This window comes from Halalkalibacter urbisdiaboli, from assembly GCF_002156385.1.
GTDB lineage: Bacteria > Bacillota > Bacilli > Bacillales > Bacillaceae_D > Halalkalibacter_A > Halalkalibacter_A urbisdiaboli.
This window is the reverse complement of the sequence record NZ_MVJM01000003.1, coordinates 753,393-765,662: the sequence shown is the minus strand read 5'-3', so window position 1 is coordinate 765,662 and position 12,270 is coordinate 753,393. Positions and strand designations below refer to the sequence as shown.

13 protein-coding genes are annotated in these 12,270 nt (G+C 37.0%); 4 read left to right on the top strand and 9 right to left on the bottom strand.

Annotated features, from left to right (window positions below):
- The first annotated feature begins 16 nt into the window (after nt 1–16).
- Nucleotides 17–763 carry a molybdate ABC transporter substrate-binding protein gene (gene modA, locus B1R93_RS18150; RefSeq protein ID WP_245308323.1) on the top strand — a complete coding sequence of 249 codons (747 nt, stop codon included), beginning with the start codon at nt 17–19 and terminating at the stop codon, nt 761–763.
- A 3-nt stretch (nt 764–766) separates the two neighbouring features.
- Nucleotides 767–1,423, top strand: coding sequence for a molybdate ABC transporter permease subunit (gene modB / locus B1R93_RS18145; protein WP_088105357.1), 657 nt, complete (start codon nt 767–769; stop codon nt 1,421–1,423).
- A gap of 65 nt (nt 1,424–1,488) precedes the next feature.
- Here the strand turns inward: modB and B1R93_RS18140 are convergent, their stop codons facing one another.
- The 9 genes from B1R93_RS18140 to B1R93_RS18100 form a co-directional block, all read right to left on the bottom strand.
- Nucleotides 1,489–1,692 (bottom strand): cold-shock protein, encoded by a 204-nt coding sequence (locus tag B1R93_RS18140; protein ID WP_088105356.1) that lies wholly within the window; start codon nt 1,690–1,692, stop codon nt 1,489–1,491.
- Between the two features lie 709 nt (nt 1,693–2,401).
- Nucleotides 2,402–3,376, bottom strand: coding sequence for a YbgA family protein (locus B1R93_RS18135; protein WP_088105355.1), 975 nt, complete (start codon nt 3,374–3,376; stop codon nt 2,402–2,404).
- Nucleotides 3,377–3,555: 179 nt separating this feature from the next.
- Nucleotides 3,556–4,716 (bottom strand): acyl-CoA dehydrogenase family protein, encoded by a 1,161-nt coding sequence (locus tag B1R93_RS18130; RefSeq protein WP_088105354.1) that lies wholly within the window; start codon nt 4,714–4,716, stop codon nt 3,556–3,558.
- 150 nt (nt 4,717–4,866) lie between these two features.
- Complete coding sequence (locus B1R93_RS18125; protein WP_088105353.1) at nt 4,867–6,060, bottom strand: Ger(x)C family spore germination protein; 1,194 nt, start codon at nt 6,058–6,060, stop codon at nt 4,867–4,869.
- On the bottom strand, nt 6,057–7,637 hold the full coding sequence (locus B1R93_RS18120; RefSeq protein ID WP_245308322.1) for a spore germination protein: 1,581 nt from the start codon (nt 7,635–7,637) through the stop codon (nt 6,057–6,059). The genes B1R93_RS18125 and B1R93_RS18120 overlap by 4 nt, the downstream gene beginning before the upstream one ends.
- The gene (locus tag B1R93_RS18115; RefSeq protein ID WP_088105352.1) at nt 7,624–8,757 is read right to left on the bottom strand and encodes a GerAB/ArcD/ProY family transporter; all 1,134 of its coding nucleotides are present in this window, start codon (nt 8,755–8,757) and stop codon (nt 7,624–7,626) included. Before B1R93_RS18115 ends, B1R93_RS18120 begins: the two co-directional genes overlap by 14 nt.
- Before the next feature lie 58 nt (nt 8,758–8,815).
- Nucleotides 8,816–9,937: a GerAB/ArcD/ProY family transporter gene (locus B1R93_RS18110; RefSeq protein WP_088105351.1), complete on the bottom strand. Its 1,122-nt coding sequence runs from the start codon at nt 9,935–9,937 to the stop codon at nt 8,816–8,818.
- The gene (locus B1R93_RS18105; protein WP_088105350.1) at nt 9,934–10,182 is read right to left on the bottom strand and encodes a hypothetical protein; all 249 of its coding nucleotides are present in this window, start codon (nt 10,180–10,182) and stop codon (nt 9,934–9,936) included. Before B1R93_RS18105 ends, B1R93_RS18110 begins: the two co-directional genes overlap by 4 nt.
- Nucleotides 10,183–10,326: 144 nt before the next feature.
- Nucleotides 10,327–11,127 carry a S1C family serine protease gene (locus B1R93_RS18100; protein WP_088105349.1) on the bottom strand — a complete coding sequence of 267 codons (801 nt, stop codon included), beginning with the start codon at nt 11,125–11,127 and terminating at the stop codon, nt 10,327–10,329.
- A gap of 108 nt (nt 11,128–11,235) precedes the next feature.
- On the opposite strand from B1R93_RS18100, the gene B1R93_RS18095 reads away from it, so the two are divergent.
- Nucleotides 11,236–11,580 carry a YojF family protein gene (locus tag B1R93_RS18095; RefSeq protein WP_088105348.1) on the top strand — a complete coding sequence of 115 codons (345 nt, stop codon included), beginning with the start codon at nt 11,236–11,238 and terminating at the stop codon, nt 11,578–11,580.
- 15 nt (nt 11,581–11,595) lie between these two features.
- Entirely contained in the window at nt 11,596–12,267 is a 672-nt protein-coding gene (bshB2, locus tag B1R93_RS18090; protein ID WP_088105347.1) for a bacillithiol biosynthesis deacetylase BshB2, read from the top strand.
- The last annotated feature ends 3 nt before the right edge of the window (nt 12,268–12,270 follow it).

Sequence of the window (12,270 nt, the reverse complement as noted above, 5' to 3'; positions counted from 1 at the left end):
ATGAGAGGAAATTTGCATGAAGCACTATCCACTACTCTTACTGTTTTTTATCGTTATGCTCCTCATCGGTTGCACAGACCAAAATGACAAAACTGAACTACATATCATGGTTGCTGCTAGTTTAACAGGAGCAATGAATGAATTAATAGCTGAATACGAAACAATTGACCCTACAATAAAAATTACGCCAAACTACGGCTCTTCAGGGCAATTAAAAACACAAATTACTCAAGGTGCCCCGGCAGATATATTTTTACCTGCTGCCGTTCGTTGGGTAGAGCAATTAGATGGTGCAAATCCTAATGTTGCTTTATTACGGAACCAGCTCGTTTTAATCACCGATAAAGACAACAATACTATTTATAATTTTGATGATTTGCAAAAAAGTCAAGTTAAGCATATAGCAATCGGATTACCTGAAATGGTTCCAGCTGGAGAATACGCAAAACAGACTTTAGAATACACTGGTTTATATGAAATCATTGAAAACAAACTTGTATTTGCTAGTGACGTACGACAAGTATTAACCTATGTTGAAACAGGTAATGTAGATGCTGGGATTGTTTACGTGACAGACGCTCTACAATCAGAAGCAGTCGACATTCGCTCAACAGCTCCGGAAGACAGCCATGAATTCATTATCTATCCGCTTGCCCTTTTGGAATCATCAATGTACCCAGATGAAGCAGAACAATTCTTTAACTGGCTACAAACACCTGCTGCATTTAACATTTTCAAAAAATACGGATTTCAAGGAATGTAAGCGATGAGTAATCAAACATTTTGGTCTCCTATTATTATATCATTACAGATGATTAGCATTGCTAGTATCATCGCTTTTGTTCTAGCACTAATTTGTGCATGGTTTATGAGCCGAATTGCCTTTAAGGGTAAAGTATTCGTAGAAACACTCTTAATGCTACCGTTAGTATTACCTCCAACTGTGATTGGATTCGGCCTTCTTGTTTTATTAGGGAGACAAAGCTGGGTCGGTCGTTCGTTTGAGTGGCTTTTTTCAATGCCACTTGTTTTTTCGTTTTGGGCAGCTGTTATTGCAGCTGTAGTTGTCGCTTTTCCTCTCGTATATCAAATGCTACGGAGTGGCTTTGAAAATGTTAATCCAGAATTAGAAGCAGCAGCTAGACAACTCGGGGCTAACGAATATCAAGTACTTAAATTTATTACACTACCTTTGTCTTGGCGTTCACTTATAACGGGCTATATGCTAGGCTTCGCTCGGGGTCTTGGTGAATTTGGAGCAACATTGATGTTCGCTGGAAATATTCCCGGTCGAACACAAACAATTCCAACAGCGATTTTTACAGCCGTTGAATCAGGGAGTATTATACTCGCCTATTATTGGGTAATCTCGATCGTCCTCTTTTCATTCCTCTTACTAAGTTTTGTTCAAAGATTGAGGTAATCTCTGAAAGTAAAATAAAAAAACACCCTCCAAATGAAGTTGGATAGTGTTTTTTTATTTGAACTTTAACGTTTTACAACGTTAGAAGCTTGTGGTCCTCGGTTGCCTTCAACAATTTCAAATTCAACTGATTGACCTTCATCTAATGATTTAAAGCCTTCGCCTGTGATTGCACTAAAGTGAACAAAAACATCATTACCGTTTTCCACTTCAATAAAACCGAATCCTTTTTCTGCATTGAACCATTTTACTGTTCCTTGTTCTACCATCTTGTTAAAAACCCCAATCTTCATTTGATTTACTTTAATATGCCATCCGCATTTACAATCCTTGGTAAATAAAAATTCACATATTATGAGGAATATCCATCTAAGAGTGACTATTCCTTATAATATGTGAATAATAAACTCCAACATGTATTTTAAAAGAATAACCTATGGGATAATGGAAAGAATATCCGTTTTTCCTTTCAAACAATAAAAGCCCTACCTCTCTTTCATCGTTGCGGCTCCGATGACCGCGCCACTGAATAAAAAAGATGCACTCACTTTTAAAAAGAATTAAATCATAATCTTATTATAACCTATTTGTAAAAAAGTTACAAGGATTATAAAAAAGAGAAAAGCCATGTCTAGCTAACGAATGACTTTTCTCTACACATCCCTTATTCATTACGGCTGTAATAATCGTTAATCATATCAAGAATAGATTGTTCTTCTTGGATCTCTTCTGTTCTATTATCAGAATTAGTTGTCTGTGCTTCTCTCATGGTGTCCCCTCCTGATGTTTTAATTTCAACCTTGTTTGTTTTCCTATTTTTATTATATGTACCTGTTCTATAATAGTCAATGTTATTTTCGGATTGTATTAACACATTCAAACAAAACCCTTACTGCACAACTTGGTTGAATATCAAAAAAAGGCGTCAGACTACAAAACTGACACCTTTCCAAGGGATGGATATGTATTATAACAGAATTATGAAAGGTTTCGACCTTTTCCAGAATCGCTAATTGCAATTAGTTCCTCGGGATAAGGTTCAAAATACGTTTGCCTTAACAAATACTGATTATCAAAACGATAACACCAAGAACGTAAAATACTAAGGACACTACTCAATGGGCTTTTTCGTTGTTGAAATCGCTCCAACATTGAGTGAAAATGTTCTTTTTCTGGTAAAGTCAATTGTTTTGAAAAATATCCAAATACGTGCTGGCAAACATTTATATGCGCGTCTGCATTAGGTGGTTTTGCAAATAATAAGATTAATTCTTCCTCATATTGAGTAAACACGTCTTCAAGTGATTTTTTTTCATGATTCGCAACTATTTTTCCCATATTTCTCATTTTATCTAGGTGCATCGCCATGAATAAATATTTATTTCTTGCTTGAAATTGCATAAGTGCAGCTATTGTTTTATTTTTTTCTTTTAACTCACGAAATTCTGCAATCGTAAAAAGGTACGTAAAATAATGCTCTCTTATAATAAAATTTTTTAGTCTACCTTCATCTTCTAAGAGAATGTTTGGGTAAGAATTTTTAATGGCCTTTGTAAAAACACCACTTTCTGTACGAACAACCGGTGCTTTTTCTAAGCCACTATAAACTTTCGCGTCAGAGATTCCACAGCTTGGAGAACGACCTTTTAAAATAAAGCCATCAATATCATCCAAGCTCCCAAGAAATTCATTCGAAAACTCAGTCATAGACTCGGTCAAATCATGACCAGTTTTGGGCTGAACTAATCGAGACTCTTCCCCATTTGCTACTAATCGAATAACATCTCTTGGTGTACCTAAACCTATTTCAACCTCAGGGCAAACAGGTATAAAATAAACAAATGGCTGTAGATTTGCAATGATATCATCATTAATTTTATCTCCGTTATACCGACATGCGCTAAATTCTAAACATTTGCTAACAACAATTTTCGGTTTTATAAAAGTGCGCATGTTTAAGCTCCCTTCGATTCATTTATCGTTTTGGACTCAATTTATTTTATTTTCTGCTATTGTGGGATTCTCTAAACACATTAAAGACTTTTTTCGATTAATTTTCGCTAATTCTAGGCTTTCGAAAAGTATCTTGTTATCAGTCTATGATAAATGGACAAAAACCACGTTATATCATCCTACATTCGATTCATAGCCGTAGCGGCTAGCATCATGATTGTCATATCATCCATTGGTGGGTTGTGAAGGCCTGCTCTAACATCACGATAATAACGCTGAAGAGGCCGTTCATTTGATAAACTATGTGCGCCGACAATTCTCATCGCTAAATCAACCGCTTTAATAGCCTGATTTGTTACGCAATGCTTTACTGCTCCTAGTTCGGGTTTCATTTGCTGTCTTTGCTGTTCATCAGATTCATCCCATGCTTTCGAAATCGCATATAGAAAATGACTACTTTGCTGAAGAAGTAACTCGATTTCTCCAATTTTTTGTTTAACATTCGGTAAGTCTGAAATCGTCCCTTCAATACTATTAGGAGAGTAGCTTTTCGCAAATTGAATTGCATAAGCCTGTGCACCTTTTGCAATTCCTAAATAACAGGCTGGAATATGTAATAGCCAACCTGCTGCAGGCTTTTCTCCAGGGGTCAAATACTCAACAAGTCTGGAGTCATTTACACGAACAGAATTTAATACTAAATCATGACTACCGGTAGCTCTCATCGCCATCATGTCCCACGTTTCATCAATTGTTAAACCTTCACTTGTCCTTGGAATTAGAAAATTTCCAACCTGCTCTGTTTTATCAATCGATGCACTCACTAGAAAGAAATCAAGGACAGGGGACATTGTCGTAAACGTTTTTCTTCCAGTAATTGACCACTCATTGCCTACTTTTCGAGCAATCGTAGTTGGTCTTCCCCCCCTTGTAGGACTTCCCGTATCTGGTTCAGTAGCAGCCGCATTAATTAGCGCACCCTTTTTTACAACCTCCTTACACAACTCAGCATACGTATCTTCATCCCAATTTCTTCTTTCGGAAAGATTTTTAATGATTCCTAAATGCCAGCCAATCGAGAGAGAGGTGGCTCCGTCAAACTCCGCAATAGTTTCTTGAAGTCTCACCATTTCATAGAGAGAGATTTCTTTTCCACCATATTTCTTTGGGATCGTTAAAGCATGGTAATCGATTGCCTTTAAATCTGCAATGTTTTCTTTCGGGAAGGTACCATTTCGGTCATGCTTTTCAGCCCTATTAAAAAAAGGCTTACTCTTTTTTCTAAGTAACTGAATCCGTTCCTCTGTTGAATCAAGCTTTAAAAGACTCGGACTGTTCATTCTTCACCCCTCCTAATAATCTACGTACTACTCATAATCTACTATGTTCATTGTAGCAAACATAAGATGACATCCGTACAAAAAAGCTCCTCTGTATGAAATTATTCATTAGAGAAGCCTTTAACCTTCTAAACAAGCACCTTTAATATATCACTTACCTTCGACATCCTTTAAAAAGCTTTCATTTCTAATTCCGTCTCTTCTTATAAAGGCCTTGACCTTTACATCGACCTTTGCCTTTTTAAATTCTTCATCCCACGTATCCTTTACTTGTTTAAAACGGTTATAATCTTGTCTTTCCATATCTTGACCGAAGCCAAAAATATCAATTCCATATTTCTCCTGGACTTTTGTAATCGTCTGTTTCACTTGATTCTCAACTTGTGCTGTTAATTCTTTTTCATACTTTTCGTAAGTCTTGATTTTACTCGTTTCATCCGGACATTGAGTTGACTGAAGCTCTCCTTCAAGTATTAAATTAATTGTAATGATAGGTGTGTCTCCCTCGTATTTAGCTTTTGTTTCAGTATGAGAGTTGTAAATCCGTACAGAAAACTTACGTTCCGGCCCACAGGGCGCATTAATCGTTGTTTTCTTTAAATCCTGTGTCCACACATAATCTCTCGTTTCATCAACCGATAAATAACCAATTAATTTATCTTTTTCAAAAAGGGCTAACCCATCTAAAACTGTCATTGCATCCAATGAAACTTTATCATTATTTTTCACATCTTCGCCTTTTTTCGGATCCCCCTGAATCGTTACAGCAGCGGCCACTGCATGGCGTCCATCTGCAGAAATATTTGATGTGAAGTCGGTAAATTGAACATCAGGATAACCTCCCCATTCTTCAGCCATCGACTGTAATTGCACGTCTAATTTTAAGGAAGGAACCTTTTGAACTGGATACAACGTTTTGATAATATCTTTAGCCTTTACACCTCTAGCAACTAATAAATGAAAATCATTACGAAATTCTGCATTCCGCTCGATGTATTGCAAAAAAGCTGCGACTCCGTCCCTCGCTAAATCTTCATCAATAACGACCGTACGTGTGTGCGAAAAATCTAATTGCCTTGTGATCCCGACATTCATCTTATCGTCCAATTCGGCAATGGTATCTCCCGCTAAAGAAAATGACAAGGTTGGCGTCATTCGTTCTGATGTTTGCGGATTAAGCTGACTTGCGTTGATATATTCAAGCGTTAGCTCATATCCCTTATCATCCCCTTTTCCGATCGCCATCCCCGCAACAAAGGTGATTTCATTGATTTCGCGGCGATCCCAACAGCCGCTTACTATCATTACAACACATAAAATGAAGATACATGGAAAACTTCTCAAGATTTACCACCTTCCTTTGAATCAGCCTTTCTTTGTTCATCTGTTGCTCTTTTTGAAAGGTATGAAGGTTTTCGGTTAAGCATTTTAAGAGGAAGCCTGAGAAGTGTATCTGTTTGGTCCTCTAAAATAAATGGGCCCATAGGAGCTAAGTAAGGGACAGAAAAGGAACGTAAACTTGCCAAATGAGCAAGAATCATTATAATCCCAAGAAGGGTTCCATATAATCCAAGCACCGCGGTAATTAAAATTAATCCAAAACGTAACAGCCTTGCAGAATTGGCAAATGAGTAAATCGGCGATACAAATCCTGCCATTGCAGTCAGCGCGACAACAATGACTAGAAAACTGGAAACGACACCTGCCTCAACAGCGGCTTGTCCAATAACGAGTGTACCGACAATTGAAATTGCTTGTCCAACCGCCCTTGGCATCCTTACCCCGGCCTCACGTAGTATCTCAAACGTAATTTCCATCATTAACAGTTCAACAACAGCTGGAAAAGGAACTCCTTCTCTTTGAGCTTGAAGATTAAAGGCTAGATTAGTTGGAATCAATTGCTGGTGAAACGTTGTTAACCCAATATACATAGACGGTAAAATCAATGCGATCATAAAAGATAAATACCGAATGCTGCGTGTAAAAGATCCGATAAAAATACCTTGATAATAATCCTCGCTTACTTGAAAGAAATCATTTAACACAACAGGCATTATTAACACAAACGGACTTCCATCAACAACAATAGCAATTTTTCCATCAATCAGCTTTGTTGACGTCGTATCTGGTCGGTCTGTATGATAAATCGTCGGAAAAGGGCTATACATATCATCATTTATTAATTCCTCAATATTTCCAGAATCGAAAATACCATGAATATCGATCTCATTAATCCGTTTTTTAACCTCTTCCACTATTTTCGGATCGGCGATATTTTTAAGATATGTAATACAAACAGCGGTTTGGGTATCTGATCCGACAATGACTTTCTCGCAAATGAGGTGAGGGTTTTTAATTTTTCTACGAATTAAACTAATATTCGTCGGAAGTGCTTCTGTAAAACTATCCTTCGGCCCGCGAATAATCGTTTGCGTATTTGATTGTTCAATTGCACGCTTTTCATTTGTTGTACTGTTGATTGCGAGCCCTTTCGAAACTCCTTCGATTAAGATTACACAATACCCAGATAAAACGTACCAAACAACCTCATGCTCATATTGAACAAGAGCATAGTCGCTACTCGGAAAAATTTTCTTTTGAAAACGTTGGACATCCTCCTCTGAATGAATGGTTTTCTTACCTTGATACGCTTCAGCTAACGTTTCCATCAAATATTCAGACACAGACTTTGTATCGACCATGCTTTTTAAGTACAAAATTAAGCCATCATTTCCACCAACATATACTCGTTTATGGTAATAATCAAAGTTTTCAGCAAAAATAACATTAAAAGTCGCTTCATTATCAACTAAAAAATGAGATAGCTCCTTAGATGGTTCACCACGCTCTAATAAATCATTTGGTGTATTCATTTTCTGTTTTGCTCGTTTAGCCTTCATAATTTGCTTATAGATTCTCATGCTTCTCACCTCTTTTCCCTTTTATTTTCATTTTTTGTTTGATAAGCAACACGATTAGTAAAAAAAGTGGTATCCCAATTTGAAACGGAAGATGAAGAAAATAAGGAACAACTAATAAACCTTCCTCAAAATGGGACACGATATGATCAGCAATAAAGGAGGAAAATAAAGGGATAAGCAATGTAATAGGGAGCATTAAGTAACGGTAAGGTATATGAAATAGAAATTCTAATCCCTTTACACCTGCATAAAAAAATACGCTAACTTTAATTAAAATTCCAATCATTAAAATAAATACGACGAGAATATCGACACGTTCAAAAAACTCTAAAAGAGCAATTTCCCTTGCAGCAACCATTAAAGGAAAAATCGAACGATTCCTAACATCCTCTCCTAATGTCGTGATTTGCACGACATTAGAGTATACAATAAGTAAACCACTTACTACGATCGCCGCGGCACTTGTTTTTCCTGCTGCTGTAAATCTTGAAACCGATGTCATCATAACCATAAAAACAACAGTCTCCCCATAAGGAAAGGTTAACATCGTTGGAAAAAACGCTTTAACTATCGGTTTGATTCCTTCGGCCAAAACCGGCTGAATATTCGTCACATCAATCTCACCTGTAATGAAAATCATCACACCAACCAAAACTAGAAACGTCATCAAAAAAGGACCTAATACCTCATTTATTTTCCCAAGAACTTCAAGCCCATTGAACAAAACATAGAAAACTACGCCCATCATGCTTAGCGAAATAATTTCTAACGGGGTGACTGGCATTAATGTTACCTTTATTAATTCGCCAAAATCACGTATGTTTCTCGTTGATATATAAATAAAATAATTAGCATAGCCGAATACGATAACATAGCCAAGCTTTGTTCCAAACACCTGTACTAATAGTCCGTATAAGTTTTTGCCTCCCCCGCGCTTTAAGACAAAATAATAGAAATAAACAAGGCCCACACCGAAGAAAACAGCAATTATTTCCGCTATCCATATGTCCTGCTTTGCATCATCTCCTCTACCGACAACGACGGTTGTCCCTATCGTAAAGACGATAACGAGAAGAAAAAATTGCCAAAGTGAAAGGGTTTCGTTTCTAGCTGTATTCATCTTGGAACTCTCTCCTGAAATCGTATTTTCTGACACCCTAATATGAAAAGGGTAACTATCATATTCCTGATTCCAACACTTTTTTATTCATTTGTTTCTTTTTCACAATTAGGACAAGTAATACTAAAAGAGGAATGACTAGCTGAAAAGGGATGTGGACGAAATACGGGAGCACTTCTAACCCTTCAACATTGTGTTCAACAAGGTGTTTCGCAACTAATGATGATACTAAAGGAACTAGAAACGCCAACGGAAAACAAACTTGGCGATATGGAATGCCAAATAAATGCTCTACCCCTTTTATTGCAATAAAAAAATAAATCGCTACCTTTAAAAAAACTCCTGTCATCAAAATAAAAACAACTAATATGTCGGCTCTCTCAAAAAATTGTAAGAGATTCACCTCTCTAGATGCTGCTAGCAATGGGTAAAGGGTGCGAGAACTCATTTCAGCTCCAAGCGTACCAATTATGATAAAATCTGCATAGACAAGCAGAATTCCACTCACTAGATATCCTACAATTCCAACCTTTGAAACAGAACGAACACGCGAAGTCATTGAAAATAGAATCGTAAAGACAACTAATTCTCCATACGGAAAAGTGAGCATTGTCGGCAAACTCGTTAATATCGGATTAAAGCCTTCTGCAAGCATCGGTTGAAAATTTGTTAAATCAATCGCTTCACTAAAAACTAGAAAAGCCCCGATTAGGAGAAAGAAAATTAAAAAATAAGGGGCTAATATTTCAACAAGGCGTGCAAGTACTTCAATGCCAAGATAAAGGGTATACCCAATTACAAACATTATGGCAATGGCTGTTACTTCAATTGGGGTTTCAGGTAAAATCGTTATTTTTAATAATTCAGTACCATCTCTAGTAATTCGCGATGCTTGGTATAGAAAATACACAGTATAAGTAAAGATAAATACTTTCCCTACTTTTTTCCCGAAATTCCCTTCTAAAATTTCATATAAATTTTTTCCCTTCGATGCATGTAATAAATACAAATAAAGAGCTAAAAAACATAAACCGAGGAAAATTCCAAGGAGCTCTGCCATCCAATAATCCTGTTTCGCCTCCGCTCCTCTCGCTAGAATGATGGTTGTCCCTAATAAAAAAACAACTATCAAAATAAAAAGCTGTCCGAGCGAAATGGTTTCCTTCTGGTATTCATTCATTGATGACCCTCACTCTGATTTTCTTTTTGTTTAGCTTTATTTTTATGTAAATGATAGTCGGTTGTTATACTGCAAATGAGTCCAAGCAAACCGCTCATCACTACGATTGTACGCCTCGTACCAACTTCAAAAGACATAAGCTGTATTACACTTTGGATGAAGGACTGTTTATAAACAACTGAATCTAACACGCTCATAAAAATTGAAAGCGAAATAAAAATGAGAATATAAACGAAAGTAACCAAATTGTCCTCCTTATAGATTAGATTCTTATTAGTAAACTAACCAATTTCTTGAAAGTTATGTGCAAAAAAACAAGTACATGTAAGGCCACTGAAAAAGTACAACCCTTTTTCAGTGGCCTTTAAAACACTATTCCTCTTCCTCATTTATTCGAGTTCATTAATTTTTTTATGAACAAGCTCGATCGGAACCGCTAAACCCGCACTGTCATCCTCGTTAAAGATTGTTGGAATAGTTTTAGCATATACAACAGCAACAACCTCTCCCTCCTCTGAGATAACTGGACTACCACTATGACCTCGAAAAATAGGTGCAGATATTTTTACTACATCATATGTATCGGCTTTTTCTAAAATGGTCCCTTCATTCACAATTTGACTCTGTAACAGGGGATTACCGATTACATAAATTTTTTCATTTAAGTTGGTTTCTTTTGTACTTAACGTTAAATAAGGTAAATCATTTCCATCAACATCAACAAGAGCAATGTCGATTTCTTGATCGCTTTCAATCACATCGCCAATAAATTTTTCACCTGAAGGAAAAGAAATAATCAATGGTCCTGTTCCTTCAACAACATGGTGATTGGTGACAATTAACCCATTGGCAGAAACAGCGAATCCCGTACCTCGTGAGTTATCTCTCTGTATCATAACAACGGCTTCCTTATACTTTTGGATATATTCTTCCTTTGATAGCTCCTTTGACTCGCGGTTTAAACCAATCGAATCGAAATTATATAGTTTAAACCAAATACTTAAACCATTTATAACTAAAAACAAACAAATTGAGAATGCAATCAGTCTGAACATCTTTTGACGGCGCTTTATTCTATACTGCTCCATTTCTTTCGTGTGTTCATCCTCTTCCTCATCTAAAAAATCTTCTAAAGAAGGCTCTTCAAAGTCTTCACGATCATTTAATTCGTTCTCACGCTCAGTTGACATCCGCTTCTCCTCCTATAAACTCGATATAGCCGGTCAAATTATTATCGAAATGTTATCGTTTCCTTTATAATGTAAGAATATCATAAGGAGCGAACAGGAGGGTAGGAGATGAAATCAATACACCAAACATCTGTTCAATTATTAATTGACCAATTTTCAAAACAGGATGTATACATACACCTTGAAACGACAAACGGTGCTTATGCTTCTCATCACGACCAATCTTTTTTTTCAGCAAGTGCTTATATCCGCAATGCAAAAATTTCATATGAGCATGGTAAAATTACAGGCGATGGTCCATATCGAGTTGGTCTAAAATTAGACCTTGGTTGGGTATATGCTGATGGGCTTACTCATTATGAAGATCAGCAAGATCGTCTATTATTAGCTGGACATAATTATGAAGGGAAGCTTGCTGTTTGTCTTGAAATAAGTCGAATACCTTTTGAATAATGAAAGGAGACGAAAATGAAACAAGAACGACATGTACTCGTGGTTTTCCCCCACCCTGATGATGAAGCGTTTGGCGTATCAGGAACAATTGCTAAACACGTTCATGCAGGGACCCCTGTTACGTATATTTGCCTAACTCTTGGAGAGATGGGTCGGAATTTAGGGAATCCCCCTTTTGCCACAAGAGAATCTTTACCACTAATACGAAAACAAGAATTACAGAGATCAGCAGAGGCTCTAGGGATAAATGATTTAAGAATGATGGGTTTTCGAGATAAGACAATCGAATTTGAGGACGATGAAACGTTAACAAAACTCGTTGAAGATGCCGTAAATGAACTCTCTCCTTCCCTAGTCATCTCTTTTTATCCTGGATATTCCGTTCACCCCGATCATGACGCAACAGGAAGGGCTGTCGTTAGAGCATTAAAGCGCCTTCCCACTGCAAGGCGTCCTAAGCTTCATTGCATCGCATTTTCAAATAATCACGAAACCAAGATTGGGGCAGCAGATGTTATTGTCGATGTGAGTCGGTTTACTGAACAAAAAATCAACTCGATGAGAGCTCATCATTCGCAAACAGCATGGATGTTGAAAGACATGGAACCAAAGTGGGCTGCGGGAGATAAAGAAGCTCTTCGTTGGCTACAAGAAGAGCGATTTTGGACATATCCGTTTGAAGGTTAAATC